The sequence below is a fragment of the Thalassospira sp. CH_XMU1458 genome (assembly GCF_037027205.1).
GTDB lineage: Bacteria > Pseudomonadota > Alphaproteobacteria > Rhodospirillales > Thalassospiraceae > Thalassospira > Thalassospira tepidiphila.
The window spans coordinates 676750-692734 of record NZ_JAYMDW010000002.1 but is presented as its reverse complement, the minus strand read 5'-3'; the positions used below and the strand labels follow the sequence as shown (position 1 = coordinate 692734).

16 protein-coding genes are annotated in these 15985 nt (G+C 53.0%); 7 read left to right on the top strand and 9 right to left on the bottom strand.

The features are described from left to right. Positions 1–55: 55 nt before the first annotated feature. On the bottom strand, positions 56–928 hold the full coding sequence (locus WBY09_RS10605) for a DUF502 domain-containing protein (protein WP_008891021.1): 873 nt from the start codon (positions 926–928) through the stop codon (positions 56–58). Between the two features lie 201 nt (positions 929–1129). Between WBY09_RS10605 and WBY09_RS10600 the strand changes: the two genes are divergently transcribed. Then, the gene (locus WBY09_RS10600; protein WP_120224738.1) at positions 1130–1399 is read left to right on the top strand and encodes a hypothetical protein; all 270 of its coding nucleotides are present in this window, start codon (positions 1130–1132) and stop codon (positions 1397–1399) included. After that, positions 1386–1838, top strand: coding sequence for an NUDIX hydrolase (locus WBY09_RS10595; protein ID WP_063089598.1), 453 nt, complete (start codon positions 1386–1388; stop codon positions 1836–1838). The genes WBY09_RS10600 and WBY09_RS10595 overlap by 14 nt, the downstream gene beginning before the upstream one ends. Positions 1839–1928: 90 nt before the next feature. On the opposite strand, the gene rpoH is transcribed toward WBY09_RS10595, so the two are convergent. Next, positions 1929–2798 (bottom strand): RNA polymerase sigma factor RpoH, encoded by an 870-nt coding sequence (gene rpoH, locus WBY09_RS10590; protein ID WP_008891018.1) that lies wholly within the window; start codon positions 2796–2798, stop codon positions 1929–1931. Between the two features lie 581 nt (positions 2799–3379). Here rpoH and WBY09_RS10585 point away from each other — a divergent pair. Beyond that, a complete protein-coding gene (locus WBY09_RS10585) occupies positions 3380–3883 on the top strand; it encodes a YchJ family protein (RefSeq protein ID WP_197147497.1) in 504 nt (167 codons plus the stop codon). Here the strand turns inward: WBY09_RS10585 and WBY09_RS10580 are convergent. The 7 genes from WBY09_RS10580 to WBY09_RS10550 form a co-directional block, all read right to left on the bottom strand. Next, positions 3880–4308 (bottom strand): NUDIX hydrolase, encoded by a 429-nt coding sequence (locus tag WBY09_RS10580; RefSeq protein WP_063089603.1) that lies wholly within the window; start codon positions 4306–4308, stop codon positions 3880–3882. The genes WBY09_RS10585 and WBY09_RS10580 overlap by 4 nt on opposite strands. 202 nt (positions 4309–4510) lie before the next feature. Further along, complete coding sequence (gene ssb, locus WBY09_RS10575; RefSeq protein WP_008891015.1) at positions 4511–5038, bottom strand: single-stranded DNA-binding protein; 528 nt, start codon at positions 5036–5038, stop codon at positions 4511–4513. Between the two features lie 59 nt (positions 5039–5097). After that, entirely contained in the window at positions 5098–5571 is a 474-nt protein-coding gene (locus tag WBY09_RS10570; protein WP_197147498.1) for a GAF domain-containing protein, read from the bottom strand. Between the two features lie 144 nt (positions 5572–5715). Next, complete coding sequence (locus tag WBY09_RS10565; RefSeq protein WP_197147499.1) at positions 5716–6786, bottom strand: sn-glycerol-3-phosphate import ATP-binding protein UgpC; 1071 nt, start codon at positions 6784–6786, stop codon at positions 5716–5718. Between the two features lie 58 nt (positions 6787–6844). Beyond that, positions 6845–7699: a sn-glycerol-3-phosphate ABC transporter permease UgpE gene (ugpE, locus tag WBY09_RS10560; protein WP_336232695.1), complete on the bottom strand. Its 855-nt coding sequence runs from the start codon at positions 7697–7699 to the stop codon at positions 6845–6847. A 14-nt stretch (positions 7700–7713) separates the two neighbouring features. Next, a complete protein-coding gene (locus WBY09_RS10555) occupies positions 7714–8592 on the bottom strand; it encodes an ABC transporter permease subunit (protein ID WP_008891011.1) in 879 nt (292 codons plus the stop codon). Positions 8593–8676: 84 nt separating this feature from the next. Beyond that, positions 8677–9975, bottom strand: coding sequence for an extracellular solute-binding protein (locus tag WBY09_RS10550; RefSeq protein WP_008891010.1), 1299 nt, complete (start codon positions 9973–9975; stop codon positions 8677–8679). A 347-nt stretch (positions 9976–10322) separates the two neighbouring features. On the opposite strand from WBY09_RS10550, the gene WBY09_RS10545 reads away from it, so the two are divergent. From WBY09_RS10545 to uvrA, 4 genes are all read left to right on the top strand, one after another. Next, positions 10323–10520 (top strand): hypothetical protein, encoded by a 198-nt coding sequence (locus WBY09_RS10545; protein WP_197147502.1) that lies wholly within the window; start codon positions 10323–10325, stop codon positions 10518–10520. Positions 10521–10550: 30 nt separating this feature from the next. Beyond that, a complete protein-coding gene (nagA, locus tag WBY09_RS10540) occupies positions 10551–11699 on the top strand; it encodes an N-acetylglucosamine-6-phosphate deacetylase (protein WP_336232694.1) in 1149 nt (382 codons plus the stop codon). A 156-nt stretch (positions 11700–11855) separates the two neighbouring features. Beyond that, on the top strand, positions 11856–12935 hold the full coding sequence (gene fbaA / locus WBY09_RS10535) for a class II fructose-bisphosphate aldolase (protein ID WP_064781343.1): 1080 nt from the start codon (positions 11856–11858) through the stop codon (positions 12933–12935). A 209-nt stretch (positions 12936–13144) separates the two neighbouring features. Further along, positions 13145–15973, top strand: coding sequence for an excinuclease ABC subunit UvrA (uvrA, locus tag WBY09_RS10530; protein ID WP_197147504.1), 2829 nt, complete (start codon positions 13145–13147; stop codon positions 15971–15973). The last annotated feature ends 12 nt before the right edge of the window (positions 15974–15985 follow it).

The window sequence follows — 15985 nt, the reverse complement described above, 5'->3', positions numbered from 1 at the left end:
GCGCACCGGTTGGATGCGCCCTTTTCAGTATTTCATGCCATTTGATACAATGGGATCACGCGTCTTCGGGCGTTTTACCGTCTTTTGACTTCGGCTCGGACGTTTTGGATGTTTCCATCCGGGCCGGAATGTCGCGCGACACCAGAATCGGAACGTTTTCCTTTTCACGCAACGTATCGACATCCTCGTAGGTCTTGGCGGCGACCTGCGGATGATTGCGTTGTTCGGCCGGGCGACGGTCCGGCGGGGTTACGATACCGCCTGACATCACCATTTTAATGGCCTCTTCGACCGTCATATCAAGGATGACAACATCCCGGCGCGGAACGAACAGCAAAAAGCCCGATGTCGGGTTTGGCGTGGTCGGCAGGAAGATGTTGATGACCTTGTCTTCGGTCAGGTTTTGCACCTCACCTGTGGTCTCGCCGGTGATAAAGCCAATCGCCCACATCCCGCGGCGTGGGTATTCCAGAAGAACCGCCTGACGAAAAGCATTCGACTGGTTGGCGAGAACCGTTTCGAGGATCTGTTTAACGGCACCATAGATGCTGCGTACCGCCGGAATACGGCCAAGAATCCGTTCGTAAAGCTTAATTAACGCCCGACCGGCAAAGTTGGTCGTGAACCAGCCAACCACGGTGATGAAAACGATAATAACCAACAGGCCAAATCCGGGGATCCCGTATTCCTGATAACCGACAGGAAGATAGGATTCCGGATTGTAATGCGCCGGGATCAGCGGGATGACTTTGCTGTCGACGAATTCGATAAACCACCAGGCAAGCCCGAAGGTAATCGCAAGAGGCGCGCTGACCAGCACACCAGTAAGGAAATAGGCTCTTATCCGGGCAAACATACCTGGGCTTGGGAGGACGTGCTCCGAACCTTTGTTTTCCGGATCATCGTTGTCGTCGCGCTTGGCGTTCATTGAGCACCTGTGCAGAAGAGCCAAATGTCAAAAGCCGAAACTTGAGATTAGTCTTTGGCTTTTGGTCATTGTACGTGAGAATATGGCAAAGCTGGGACTTAAAGCCGGGTTATTCCCGCTTATTAAAGTGATAGCAGTATTCAAGTTTGCGGTGCAACCAACAAACCGTAATTTGCAGATCAGAATTGTTGTGGAGACGTTTTGCAGGTCTGGATTGTTGAATATATTTACGATGATGACGGTTCGGTCGGGATAAAGACGGCCAAGGTACGTGCTCCTGATTACGAAACCGCACGGCAGTTCGCCATCGGTGACGCGCCATCGAAAGATTTTGTGATGTCACTCCATCCGGAATCCGAAGAACAGTTTCTTGGCACCCCCGGTATTCGGGCCCGAGAAATGACCGGCAAGGTCGTGCATGAGGTCCCTGACCCGGACGATGATTTGGAAGAAGACGATGACGATTACTGAACTTGATCAGCGAACCTTTTTACCGCGTCCTCTCGTCGGTGTTGGTGCCGTTGTCTGGCACAAGGACCATGTTCTTTTGATCCAACGCGGCAAGGAACCGCATGCCGGCACCTGGAGCCTTCCGGGCGGTGCGCAGGAGCTGGGCGAAACGGTGCGCGATGCTGTTTGCCGCGAAGTTCTGGAAGAAACCGGGGTCAAAATCTCAAGCCCGATCCTGGTCGATGCGGTGGACATGATTTCCACCAATGATGACGACAAGGTCGAATATCACTACACGCTGATTGATTTTGTCGCGGTGGCGCTTAATCCCGATATCACGCTTGGCGGTGATGCGGCTGACGCCAAGTGGGTCAGTGTCAAGGAAGTGACCAAATACGCGCTTTGGAACAAGACCATTGAAGTTATTGCGAAATCACGTGATGTGCTCTCATCCGGGTGACCCACTGACAATCTGAGCAAGACCAACGGAATGAGAAAAAGGCGGCACCCATTAGGATGCCGCCTTTTGATTTGGTCTATTTAAGCTTTGTTACGCTGCTGAGTGCTGCGTCAGGACGCTTTCCTGAATTTTCTTGAAGGCGCGTGCTTCAAGCTGACGGACGCGTTCACGGCTGACACCGAAACGTTCACCAAGCTTTTCCAGCGTGATCGGATCATCACTGAGGAAACGGGCCTTGATGATTTCCTGTTCACGTTCAGGCAATTCGCCAAGTGCGTTTTTCAGCATGCCGTTATGAAGAACACGTTCTTCGGCATCGGCAACCAGTGCTTCTGGGCTCGGTGCGTCAGACGACAGGGTATCGAGATATTCCATCCCCTCGTCTTTCGGCATCGGAGTGTTAAGCGAGAAATCGCGCGCCGCAAGACGGCGGTTCATTTCAAGCGCTTCACGACCGGTCACACCAAGTTTTTCGGCAACCTGATCAGCTTCCTCTGGCGAAAGTTCGCCATTGTCATAAATGTTAAGCTGACGCTTGGCTTTACGCAGGCTGAAGAACAGTTTCTTCTGCGCCGCCATGGTGCCGAGTTTGACCATCGACCAGCTTTGCAGGATGTATTCAGTCACCGCAGCACGGATCCACCACATCGCATAAGTCGACAGGCGGAAACCACGTTCCGGATCGAACTTCTGCACGGCACGCATCAGGCCGGTATTGCCCTCCGCGACAAGGTCTGCCATCGGCAGGCCGTAACCGCGATAACCAAACGCGATTTTGGCAACAAGACGCAAGTGACTGGTAACAAGTTTGTGGGCAGCCTCGGTGTCATCATGGTCCTGATAACGGTGGGCCAGCATGTATTCTTCGTCCGCCGTAAGCATCGGGAATTTCCAGACTTCACGGAGATAGCCCGAGAAACCCTCTTCCTGGGAAACAGCAGGTAATTTAATGGCGCTCATTCTATGTCCTCCTGAGAGGTTTGCACGTCGGCATCTATTCTTAATACGGAGTCCGTCAGAAGCTAGATGACGTGCAAACACTATCGGTTGTGAATTAATTCACGTGGACGACCGGATTTTGTCAGAAAAGAAGCGTGGTCCGGTCGTAACTCATTCCAAGGTCACCTATGGAAGAGGACAGTAGACGCAAATAAGAAGTTCATTCATCGTGTCTCATCCTTACTCGAAGCAAATCGACAATTTACATGTCCGCCAATTGGCCGGACGTTGATCCGGCGGTGCCTATGGGCCCCCACCCGCATTTATTAATATATCTAAACCCGACCAAATTCGTCAAGAACTTCTGACCAGTGTTTCAGTTATATTAATCACTCAATATCAGCATCCTAGCAATTATAACCGACAAAAACAGTCGGGTAAGCAAAATGCCGATCCTTCACGCTAGGATCGATATACGGCGAAACAAAGGCAATTTGTGCATCTGTGAAAGTTCAAGGCGAAATTCCGGGGCTTGGCAAAGTGGCGTGCGAATGGCCCCTGCTGTATGGTGACGTCAAAATGCCATTTGACCGGAGTTCATCATGCCAACCTTGCCAGCAGACACTTTATGCCCCTGCGGCAGCCTGAAAGATTACGGCGTCTGCTGTGGGAAGTATCATTCCGGGACGGCAAGTGCCGAAACGGCCGAAAAATTGATGCGATCACGCTACTCTGCCTTCGTACTGCGCAATGGGGACTACCTATTATCAACGCTGGCAGAGGAAAATCGTTCCGGCTTTGATGCAGAAAGTATTGCGCAGCACACAACGCGCTGGACTGGCTTGGACATCATTGAATGCGTTGCTGGCGGTATTCTTGATCAAACCGGGATTGTTGAATTCGTTGCCCATTTTGATGAGAACGGCAAACAACACCAACTGCACGAGCGATCCAATTTCGAACGTCGTGATGGCAAGTGGTTCTATGTTGACGGGATATTCCCGGGCGTGAGCCAAATCAACGCGTCACCTGTCAAAGCCAAAGCCGGTCGAAATGATCCCTGCCCGTGTGGATCGGGCAAAAAATTCAAGAAGTGCTGTGGCTAGCCCACAAATTCCAGTGCCCATTGATGAAATGGCCGAAGTAAGCTTTCATGGGCTTCTTTGTATGGCATCCAGACCAGTTCGTGATCCTGATCGACCGGCGGGCCGAGCTTTTCGGTTAATTCACACAGGAAAAAGGTAGCGCGCTTAAGACGGTATCGATCCTTGGCCGGGTTATTAACATACTGTGACGCAAAACCAAGCCGCGAGATGATGCGCGCCCGATAACCCGATTCTTCATAGGCCTCACGACAAAGCGCGTCCTGTTCGCTTTCACCGTTTTCAACACCTCCGCCAAGAAGAACAATACCCTTGGGGGTGCGCGCAACGGCAACGTCGCCGTTTTCGCGTTTGATCACGGCATAGACACAGTCCTGTACGTTATAGCTTTGCCCCACACGCGGGGTTCCAAATATTGGACCGGTCAACAGGTCATCCTTGTTTCGCGATTGGCCGAGTTTTCGTTCTTAAATCAGATTTTATCGCTTGTTTATAGTCTTGTAGACCAACTTCAGGTGATTTTGTGACAGACGCTTCGGGATGGTTATGCGAACAATCTCACAAAAACAAATCCCCCCAAAACAACCAGCGTTTCGGAGGGATTTTAGATCGATATCATTAAGCGATTGCTTAGAACGGGATCTCATCATCGAGGTCCGGTGCACCCGCCGGTGCGGATCCACCACCGGAAGAACCACCATTGCCCCAACCAGCGTCAGAACCGCCGCCGTAGCCGCCACCACTATCCTGGCCGCCGCCATAGCCACCACCAGAGGATGAACCGCCACCCATGCCGCCGCCTTCGCCGCGGTTATCAAGCATGGTCAGGTTGGAGTTGAAGCCTTCAAGAACAACTTCGGTGGTGTAGTTGTCTTTGCCATCCTGCCCCTGCCATTTGCGGGTACGAAGCTGGCCTTCGATGTAAAGCTTGCTGCCTTTTTTCACAAAGCGCTCAACGACATCAGCAAGGCCTTCGTTGAAAACAACGATGCGATGCCATTCGGTGCGCTCGCGGCGCTCACCGGACTGACGGTCACGCCACTGTTCGGAGGTTGCGATGCTGAAATTGGCGATCTTTTTGCCAGCCTGGGTAAACCGGATTTCAGGATCGCGGCCAAGGTTCCCGACGAGAATGACTTTATTGACACTGCCAGCCATGGGTTATCTTCCAAAGTTTGTGTTGTCCGCTGTCCCGATTGGTCGGGACTTGTGGGTTATCATTGCGCAAAAATGCGCTGCATTAAAGTTTCAAGTGCAATGCGATCCGTTTCATCGAACGAATTGTGCTCGACACTATCGACGTCAAGCACGGCGATCAACTGTCCATCCGCATTGATCACCGGCACAACGATCTCGGAATTGGTCCGGCTATCGCATGCGATGTGACCAGGAAAAGCATGAACGTCCGCGACCACCTGCGTTTCGCGGGTTGATGCGGCTGCACCACAAACACCACGACCAAACGGAATACGAAGACAGCCAAGCGTGCCCTGATACGGCCCGACGACAAGTTCGTTTTCCTTTTCCGGATCAACATTATAGAAGCCGGTCCAGAAGTAATAGTCGAACTTTTGCGATAAGACGCATGATACGGTTGCCATCAGGGCGGGAACGTTGGTTTCGCCTTCAGTGATGCTTGTCAGCTCTTTTTGCGCTTCTTCGTAAAGCGCCTTTTTCTGGTCGGTCTGCACATCAAACTCCCTTAACTTTCGCGCATAGGAACTACCCCGTTCACCCTGTGTGAGACAAGGGTAAAGTGCCCCAATCCGAAAACAAAAACGCCTCTGACAGTCTGAATTTGTCAGAGGCGTTTGGTGTTAGCTGATCTGGTTTAATCAGATGCGCTGACCGCTTTCGATATCAAACAGATGGATTTTTGAGGCGGGAACCGAAAGGCTTAATTTCTCACCCTTTTCGAACTTGTGTGTTCCCTGCAAACGCAACGTGACATTGTCCGCATTGGCCCCGAAATCGAGATAGGCCAGCGTTTCTGCGCCAAGAGACTCCACCATGCGCACACCGGCGTTAATCCGTCCTTCCCCGTCTTTGAGAAGTTCCAGATGTTCGGGGCGAATACCGACCGTGACGTCGCGGCCAGCCTCGATGTCATGATCAAGATCAAGCATCACACCGTCGCCCACCGTGACGTGTTTCTTGTCATCAGACACTTTGCCCTTCAGGAAATTCATCGCGGGCGAGCCGATGAAACCTGCGACAAACTGGCTGGCCGGCTTTTCGTAGATATCAATCGGGGTTCCGATCTGTTCCGCAACGCCGCCATTCATCACGATCAGACGATCGGCAAGGGTCATGGCTTCGACCTGGTCGTGGGTGACATAGACCGATGTGATGCCAAGACGCTGTTGCAGGTTCTTGATTTCAAGGCGCATATCGACACGCAATTTGGCATCAAGGTTTGAAAGCGGCTCGTCAAACAGGAAGACTTTGGGTTGACGAACAATCGCGCGGCCCATGGCCACGCGCTGGCGCTGACCACCAGACAATTGGCGCGGTTTGCGCTCAAGATGATCTTCCAGCTGAAGAATGCGGGCGGCTTCGCGGACCTTTGCATCAATTTCCGCCTTGCTGTATCCACGGTTCTTCAGGCCATAGGCCATGTTGTCGTAGTTATTCATGTGCGGATAAAGCGCGTAGTTCTGGAACACCATGGCGATATCGCGATCTGCGGGTGCCACTGTGTTGACGACCTTGTCATCAATGATGATTTCGCCATCCGAAATCCCTTCCAGACCAGCGATCATGCGCAGCAGTGTCGATTTGCCACAGCCAGACGGCCCGACAAGGACGGTGAACTCGCCATGATCGATTTTAAGGTCAATGCCGTGAATGGCCTTGAAGCCGTTCGGGTAGGTTTTCTGGGCCTGATTAAGCGTAACAGTTGCCATCTTGGTTATCCTGTATTCGGATCAATTATTTTCAATTCAGAGATCAGGGAGGACCGGGTTATTTTTCCGTCTCAACCAGACCCTTGACGAACATGCGCTGGAAGATGACCACCACCAGTACGGGCGGAACCGATGCCATGATTGTCAGTGCGAATGCCTTGGGGAACTGAGGTATCTGTCCGCCCTCATAGAGCGAATTGTAGACCTGCTTGATCCCGATAACGATGGTATAGAGCTGATCATCGGTGGTCATCAGGAGCGGCCAAAGATACTGGTTCCAGCCAACCACAAACATGATGATGAAGATCGCAGCAATCATGGTCACCGACAGGGGAACCAGAATGTCGATGAAGAACCGGATCGGTCCTGCGCCGTCCAGCCTTGCTGCTTCAAGAAGTTCGTCCGGGACCGACAGATAAAACTGCCGGAAGAAAAAGGTTCCAGTGGCGGACGCAATCAGCGGCAGGATCAGACCGGTATATGTGTTGAGCAGCCCAAGGTTCGCCACGACCTCATATGACGGCACGATGCGCACTTCGAGCGGCAACAAAAGGGTCGAGAAAATGATCCAGAACAGCGGCACAGCCAGCTTGAAGCGGAAATAGACAATCGCATAGGCAGCCATCATCGAAATGATGACCTTTCCGATCGCAAAGCCAAGACCAAGCACCATGCTGTTAAACAGCATCTCAAGCGCAGTCACCCTGCCCTTTGTCGCCTCTGCATCAAACAGGATCGCGCCGTAATTGGTGAAGAACTCCCCGCCTGGCAAGAATTGCAGGCCATTCTGGAAGATATACTCGCGGGTGTGGGTTGATGACGCAAAGGCGATCCAGACCGGAAGGATCATGAAAAGTGAGCCAAGCACCAGAATGGTGTGGTTGCTAAAAATACGCCATTTGGACTGATACATGATGACGTTCCCCCTTAATAATGCACTTTGCGTTCGATAAAGCGGAACTGGAACACGGTCAGGACACTAACCATGATCATCAGCAAGACTGACTGTGCGGCACTGCCGCCCATATCCGCACCAAGGAAGCCATCGACATACACCTTGTAAACAAGGGTCGCGGTCGAACCACCCGGGGCACCTTTGGTCGAAACATCGATAATGCCAAACGTCTCGAAAAAGGCGTAAGTCAGGTTGATCACCAGCAGGAAGAAGGTTGTCGGTGCCAAAAGCGGGAATGTGATGGTCCAGAAGCGACGCTCGGGACTCTTGCAGTCAAGAGTCGCTGCTTCCTGAACCGACTTCGGAATCCCCTGCAGCCCTGAGAGGAAGAAGATGAAGTTTACGCTGACCTGTTTCCAGACCGCGATCAGAATGACGATGAAGGCCGCGTCATTGGCGTTTTCGATGTGGTTGAATTCAAACCCGAAACTGTTGAAGGCCTTATAGAGGTCCCCCATGAGCGGGTTGAACATCATGATGCCAAGAAGGCCTGCCACCGGCGGCGCAATGGCATAGCCCCACATCAGAAGCGTTTTATAGGATTTTGCCCCACGGATTACTTCGTCGGCGCGTACTGCAAGAAACAGTGAAATCGCGATCGAAAGCACGGAGACAAGAACGGAAAATACGACGGTAAAGATCGCAGATCGTGTCCACGAACTGCTTGTCAGCACATCTTCAAAATTGCGGAACCAGACGAACTGCGAAGACATGCCAAAGGCGTCTTCAAGCAAAAACGACTGGTACAGCGCCTGGGCCGCAGGCCACAGGAAAAATATGGAAATAATTAGAATTTGGGGTGCGATAAACAGGTATGGCACCGCGCTGTGTTCAAACTGTACGCGCTTCATCGGGAACGCAACCTCAGAGCAAAATCAGAAAATGCAAAACAGGGCGGCCAAATCATCGGCCGCCCCGCTTTGGCGAAAAGCAGATTAGTTCGAGTAGGTATCGTTGAAGCGCTTCAGCAGACCGTTTGCTTCTTCTTCGATGGTCGCAAAGGCAGCATCTACGGTTTCTTCGCCGTTCATGATCTTGTCGACTTCACGATAAATCACTTCGCGGATCTGAACATAGAAGCCAAGACGGTAACCCTTGGTCCACTCGCCACCTTCTTCGGAAAGCTGGGTGATGCCGACTTCTGCATCCGGGCTTTCCTTGTAGTAGCCATCTTCTTTGGCCAGCTCATAAGCCGCATTGGTGATCGGGACATAACCGGTTTCTTTGTGCCAGTAGTACTGGGTTTCCGGTTTGGTCAGGAATTTGAAGAATTCGGCAACACCGGCATCCTGTGCGGCATCATGGCCGGAGAATGCGAACAGAGCAGCACCGCCGATAAAGGTTGATTTCGGTGCATCGCCGGTACCTTCCCAATACGGAAGGGTCGATGCGCCAAAGTCAAACTGTGCGGACTTGCGAAGGCCACCAAACGAACCGGAAGAACCGATCCACATTGCGACCTGCTGCTGCACGAACGCGTCCTGGTTCGCACCCCATGCACGGCCATAATAGCCGTAGTAACCGGCGTCTTTCCAATCCTTGACGTGCTGCCAGTGATCTTTCAGAGCGTCGTTGTTATAAAGGATTTCGACGTCGGTGCTGTCATAACCGTTATTGGCGGTTGCCATCTGCAGGTTGTGGCGCGACATGAAGTTTTCGAAGAAGATCCACGGGCTGTGCGACTGCGCAAGCGCGGTGTAACCAGCTTCTTTGAGCTTCGGAGCAGCAGCTTCGAATTCCTGCCAGGTTTTCGGAACGTCGACACCGGCTTTGTCCAGCGCTTCTTTGTTGTAATACAGAAGCGGGGTCGAGCTGTTGAACGGCATGCCGATCATCTTGCCGTCTGAATCGGCATAGAAGTAACGAACACCCGGGATGTAATCATTGATATCGAAATTGACGTTGTTTGCTTCAAGCAAATCCTGAACCGGCTTAACAGCGCCTTTGGCGTTGATGATGGTTGCAGCACCTGCGTCGAAGATCTGGATGATGTTCGGCTGGTTCTTCGCGCGGAACGCTGCGATGCCGGCCGTCATGGTGTCTTCGTAGCCGCCCTTGTTGATGGATACGAGTTTGTATTCATCCTGGCTTGCGTTGAAGTCTTCGGTGATCTGGTTGACAACGTCGCCAAGTGCGCCGTCCATTGCATGCCACCAGGTGATCTCGGTTGCAGCCTGTGCGGTGTTGCCGATGGCAAACACGGCAGCAGCAGCCATCAGTGTTTTGCGGAACATGGTCAAGTAACTCCCTATTGAAAACTTGGCACGGAACGCCGCCCGTAATTCGGCGACCGGCTAGGCGTTCGTTTTGTTCTTGAGGGCCGTTTTGCTCAAGTGACAGTTTTCGGAAACTTACTTTTGATGTGCGAATGGGCGGCGAAATGACACAAAACTCGCCAATAAATGATCAAGTGAACATCCAATATGTTCACTATGAAGCTAACTGGCGGCGCTGCTTTGAAAGGATCAAAGATCCAGTGTTTGCCTAGTGTTCCGTCAATCAGGCAGCGGAAGTGCCGTGAAATGCAGACACGCGGAAAGCGTCAAGTGTTGCAGGCAAGTGAAAGTTTTGCGACCAAATCATGAAGATCGCCCTGCGGCGTCCATGGTTAACCTTGTTGTATGGAATGTTCGTGTTCGAATATTTCGCCTATCCGCGAAAATGGGCGGTGCAGACGACTTCTTCACAATTGTTCGTTAAGGTCGTTGCAGCCATCAAATCATCCAATTACGATGCCCAACCGTCCACGACCGCAGGGTTGATCCTGCGACCACCGTAACTTGGATACGCAACAACCGGAGACCCAGGCGTGAGTGACTTTGCCATATCAAATGCCCGACTCTTTGACGGGACACGCTTCCTGTCGGGGCATTCTGTTCTGGTCACGGATGGCAAGATCGATGCCGTTGTTGCGGATAAGGATCTACCAGCTGGTATCAAAACAATAGACGGCAGCGGCCAAACCCTCTCCCCCGGTCTGATTGATGTGCAGGTCAATGGTGGCGGCGGTGTCTTGCTGAATGATGCGCCTGATCTTGAGACCATTAAAACCATGGTCGCTGCGCATCGCCGGTTTGGCACGACATCCATGCTGCCAACCCTGATTACCGATTCACGGGCCAAGATGGAGGCGGCGATTGCTGCCGTTCAGGACGCGCTCGATAACGGCATAGCTGGTGTCGTCGGCATTCACCTTGAAGGACCGTATCTCAATCTCAAACGCCGTGGCGTGCATTCGGCTGATCAGATCAGACCGATGGAACCTGATGCAATAGAACTCGTCTCCAAGCTTCGCAATGGATGCACTTTACTCACCCTTGCACCGGAACTGCTTGATAAAGGCGTGATTGCAAAGCTCGTTGCCCGCGATGTTCGTGTTTGCGCCGGACATACAGCGGGCACCTATGATGATATCATGTCGGCAATCGATGAAGGCATGCAGGGCTTCACGCATCTTTTCAATGCCATGAGCCCCCTGACCCATCGGGAGCCGGGCGTTGTCGGTGCAGCGCTTTCAGATGATCGCACATGGTGTGGCCTGATCGCGGACGGGTTTCACGTCCATGCTGCCGTGATCAAAACCGCCGTCCGCGCCAAGGCCGCGGGCAAGGTGATGCTGGTCACCGATGCCATGCCAACGGTTGGTGCCGCCGATAAACGGTTCAAGCTGGGCGATGAGGAAATCATTGCAGTTGCTGGGCGCTGCGCGCTCGCGGATGGGACGTTAGCGGGTTCGGACCTTGATATGATTTCAGCTGTGCGCAATTGCATGGAAATGGCCGAAATCGGGCTTGATGAAGCGCTTCGCATGGCGTCGCTTTATCCAGCGGAGTTCCTCGGGCTTGGTGATGTTCTTGGTCGCTTGGCACCGGGCTATCAGGCCGATATGATTTTGTTTGATGATCAGTTCAAAGTGACGCAAAGCTGGATCAAGGGCGTGCAAGAGAGTTACGCCTGAGCAAACGCAATATTTTCCGAAAGTCTATGACGGAAAGCCTTGACCTGAGACAGCATTTCGAAGATGCATTGGGCTCTGTAACAGTTTGTATGCAGGGTCTTCAGGTGATTTTGCTGCTGATCTGTTTTTACTCTGACCCCCAGGAGGAGTACCCACATGCCTTCCGTTAAACCCGGTGTTGTTACCGGTGCTGCCTATCGCGAACTCGTTTCTGCCTGCAAGCAGGACGGTTACGCCCTTCCCGCCGTCAATATTACGTCTTCAAGCACGATGAACGCAGCCCTTGAAGCTGCTGCAAATGCCGGATCTGACATTATCATTCAGCTTTCGAATGGTGGTGCACAGTTCTTTGCCGGCAAGGGCATCAAGGACGCTGCTGCGGCCCGTGTTCTCGGCGCCGTATCTGCTGCGCGTCATGCACAGCTTCTGGCCGAACATTATGGTGTTGCTGTTGTCATGCATACCGACCACGCAAACCGCAAGTTTGTGCCATGGGTCGATGAAATGCTGAAATGGAGCGAAAAGGCCTATGCCGAAACTGGCAAGGCGCTTTACAGCTCTCATATGCTGGATCTGTCCGAAGAATCCGTTGAAGACAACCTCGCGACCTGCGAGACCTTCCTGAAACGGATGTCAGCCATCGAGATGAGCCTTGAGATCGAACTGGGCGTCACCGGTGGTGAAGAAGACGGTATCGGTCATGAGCTTGATACCTCGGTTGAGGAAATCGATCCGCGCCTTTACACCCGCCCGGAAGAAGTCGAAGAAGCTTATCGCCGTCTCTCGCCGCTTGGTCACTTCTCGGTCGCGGCAGCGTTTGGCAACGTGCACGGCGTTTACAAGCCCGGCAACGTGAAGCTTCGCCCGGAGATCCTTCTGGAAAGCCAGAAATACGTGGCCGAAAAGCACGGTCTGGGTGATCGCCCGCTCGACTTCGTATTCCATGGCGGTTCCGGTTCGGAAAAAGAGAAAATCGAAGAAGCTGTCAGCTATGGCTGCTTCAAGATGAATATCGATACCGATACCCAGTTCGCCTATGCCCGCCCGGTTGGCGAGTATGTCGAAGCCAACGCACGTGCGTTCAAGTATCAGGTCGACCCGGAAACCGATCAGCCATACAAAAAGCAGTATGACCCGCGCGTCTGGATCCGCGAAGCTGAGCTGTCGATGGCAGCACGCCTTGAAGAAGCTTTCAAGGACCTCGGTGCAACCGGTCGTACGGTTACCAAAGGCTAAGCCAGATCAAAAACCTGACCGTTCCGGTCACAGGATTTATGAAGCCCGCCGGTCTTGTTCGGCGGGCTTTTTCGTGGCTCTGTCATGCATCGGGTTGTTAATTGCGGATCTCCTGACAAATACTGACAGGAACTGTCAGGGGTGCGCTTGCGTATAGCTTACGGCTCCTCTATACACTTTCCGAACAATTCAGGAACAAAAGGCCCGACATGCTGACGAAAATCTCGGTTCGCGGTGCGAAAGAACACAACCTTCAGAACATTGATGTTGAACTGCCGCGCGATTCCCTCGTGGTGATTACCGGTCTGTCGGGATCAGGCAAAAGTTCTCTGGCCTTTGATACCATCTATGCCGAAGGTCAGCGCCGCTATGTCGAAAGCCTGTCGGCCTATGCCCGCCAGTTCCTGGAACTGATGCAAAAGCCCGATGTCGAATATATCGACGGGCTGTCACCAGCCATCTCCATCGAACAAAAGACGACCTCGAAGAACCCGCGTTCGACCGTTGGCACCGTCACCGAAATTTATGACTATATGCGTCTGTTGTGGGCGCGTGTCGGCATCCCCTATTCGCCCGCCACAGGTCTGCCGATTGTCAGTCAGACCGTTTCGCAAATGGTCGACCGCGTCATGGAGATGGAGGAAGGTACGCGTCTTTACCTTCTGGCCCCGATCGTGCGTGGCCGTAAAGGTGAATACAAAAAAGAACTGCGTGAACTTCGCGCACGCGGCTTCCAGCGCGTCAAGATCGATGGCGAAATGTATGACATCGACGAAGCACCGGAACTGAACAAGAATCTCAAACACGATATTTCAGTCGTGGTTGATCGCCTGATCGTCAAGGATGGCATTTCAACCCGTCTGGCAGACAGCTTTGAAACCGCGCTTGAACTTACCGACGGCATCGTTTTGACCGAAGATGCCAAAACCGGCGAAACCACTGTTTTTTCAGCAAAGTTCGCCTGCCCGGTTTCCGGCTTTACCATCGAGGAAATCGAACCGCGACTGTTCTCATTCAACAACCCGTTTGGTGCCTGCCCGGCCTGTGATGGCCTTGGCACCCAGATGGAATTCGACCCGATGCTGGTCGTCCCGGATGAAAGCAAGACGCTCGAAAACGGTGCCGTCGCGCCCTGGGCCAGTACAACATCGAAATACTATCTCCAGACCCTGAAATCGGTTGCCAAGCACTTTGACTTCAAAACCAATGTCCCTTGGGAAAAACTGCCCAAGAAAGCACAGGACATCATCCTGCATGGATCGGGCGAAGAAGAAGTCACGGTGACCTATGATGACGGATCACGTAGCTATAAGGTGTCGCGTCCGTTTGAAGGTGTCATTCCCAACATGTCGCGCCGCTGGCGTGAAACCGACAGCCAGTGGGCCCGTGATGAACTGTCCAAATACCAGATGGTGTCGCACTGCCCCACCTGCACGGGCAAACGCCTGAAACCCGAAGCACTGGCAGTAAAGGTTGATGGCTGCGACATTTCGCAGGTCACCGATCTTTCGATTGCCAAGGCCGCCGACTGGTTCCTGGCACTGGAAGATAAGCTGAACGCAAAAGAAACCGAGATTGCGCGTCGCATCCTTCGCGAAATCAATGATCGGCTGCGTTTCCTGCGCGATGTCGGCCTGGATTACTTATCGATGTCCCGCACATCCGGCACGCTTTCCGGCGGCGAAAGCCAGCGTATCCGGCTGGCGTCCCAGATCGGTTCGGGCCTGACAGGTGTTTTGTATGTGCTCGATGAACCATCCATCGGCCTGCATCAGCGCGACAACGACCGCTTGCTTGAAACGCTGAAACGCTTGCGTGACCTTGGCAATACGGTCCTTGTCGTCGAACATGACGAGGACGCCATTCGGGCTGCCGACTATGTTGTGGATATGGGCCCGGGTGCCGGTATTCATGGCGGCCGTATCGTTGCCGAAGGAACCCCGGAACAGATCCAGCAAAACCCAGACAGCCTGACGGGGAAATACCTTGTCGGCGTTGAACAGATTGCAGTTCCAAAAGAACGCCGCAAGGGCAATGGCAAGGCAATTACCATCAAAGGGGCAACGGCCAACAACCTGCAGGGCATTGATGTAGATTTCCCACTCGGCAAGTTCATCTGTGTGACCGGGGTTTCGGGCGGCGGGAAATCAAGCCTTGTGATTGAGACGCTGTATAAGGCGCTGGCCAAGCGGATGCATAATGCCCGCCATCACCCCGGCGCACATGACGAGATCACGGGTGTCGAACTGATCGACAAGATCATTGATATTGACCAAAGCCCGATTGGCAGAACCCCGCGTTCCAACCCGGTGACCTATACCGGTGCGTTCACCCCCATCCGTGAATGGTTCGCCCAATTGCCAGAGGCAAAAACACGCGGCTACAAGCCCGGTCGTTTTTCCTTCAACGTCAAGGGTGGACGCTGCGAAGCATGCCAGGGCGATGGCGTCATCAAAATTGAAATGCACTTCCTGCCCGACGTTTATGTCGAATGTGACCAGTGCAAAGGCCATCGCTACAACCGCGAGACATTGGAAATATCGTTTAAAGGCAAATCGATATCCGACGTCCTTGATATGACAGTCGAAGAAGGCGCCGATTTCTTCAAGGCCGTTCCGTCTATCCGCGACAAGATGGAAACCCTGAAACAGGTCGGACTTTCCTATATCCATCTGGGGCAGCAGGCCACCACCCTGTCGGGTGGTGAAGCCCAACGTGTGAAGCTTGCCAAGGAACTGTCCAAACGCGCGACCGGCCGGACGATCTATATCCTTGATGAGCCGACAACGGGGCTTCATTTCCACGATATCCGCAAACTTCTGGAAGTGCTGCATACGCTTGTCGATCAGGGCAATACGGTTGTCGTGATCGAACACAACCTTGATGTTATCAAGACTGCGGACTGGATTATTGATATCGGGCCCGAGGGCGGTGATGGCGGCGGCCAGTTGGTCGGTGCCGGAACACCGGAAGACATCATGGGCAATGAACGCAGTTACACAGGGCGCTACCTGAAACGCCATCTCGGACTGGAATAAGACATAAGGGCA

Bases quoted from the DNA above. Each gene is read 5' to 3' on its own strand.
- WBY09_RS10605 (WP_008891021.1), bottom strand. From the start codon at position 928: ATGAACGCCAAGCGCGACGACAACGATGATCCGGAAAACAAAGGTTCG.
- WBY09_RS10595 (WP_063089598.1), top strand. From the start codon at position 1,386: ATGACGATTACTGAACTTGATCAGCGAACCTTTTTACCGCGTCCTCTC.
- rpoH (WP_008891018.1), bottom strand. From the start codon at position 2,798: ATGAGCGCCATTAAATTACCTGCTGTTTCCCAGGAAGAGGGTTTCTCG.
- WBY09_RS10585 (WP_197147497.1), top strand. From the start codon at position 3,380: ATGCCAACCTTGCCAGCAGACACTTTATGCCCCTGCGGCAGCCTGAAA.
- ssb (WP_008891015.1), bottom strand. From the start codon at position 5,038: ATGGCTGGCAGTGTCAATAAAGTCATTCTCGTCGGGAACCTTGGCCGC.
- WBY09_RS10565 (WP_197147499.1), bottom strand. From the start codon at position 6,786: ATGGCAACTGTTACGCTTAATCAGGCCCAGAAAACCTACCCGAACGGC.
- ugpE (WP_336232695.1), bottom strand. From the start codon at position 7,699: ATGTATCAGTCCAAATGGCGTATTTTTAGCAACCACACCATTCTGGTG.
- WBY09_RS10555 (WP_008891011.1), bottom strand. From the start codon at position 8,592: ATGAAGCGCGTACAGTTTGAACACAGCGCGGTGCCATACCTGTTTATC.
- WBY09_RS10550 (WP_008891010.1), bottom strand. From the start codon at position 9,975: ATGTTCCGCAAAACACTGATGGCTGCTGCTGCCGTGTTTGCCATCGGC.
- WBY09_RS10545 (WP_197147502.1), top strand. From the start codon at position 10,323: ATGAAGATCGCCCTGCGGCGTCCATGGTTAACCTTGTTGTATGGAATG.
- fbaA (WP_064781343.1), top strand. From the start codon at position 11,856: ATGCCTTCCGTTAAACCCGGTGTTGTTACCGGTGCTGCCTATCGCGAA.
- uvrA (WP_197147504.1), top strand. From the start codon at position 13,145: ATGCTGACGAAAATCTCGGTTCGCGGTGCGAAAGAACACAACCTTCAG.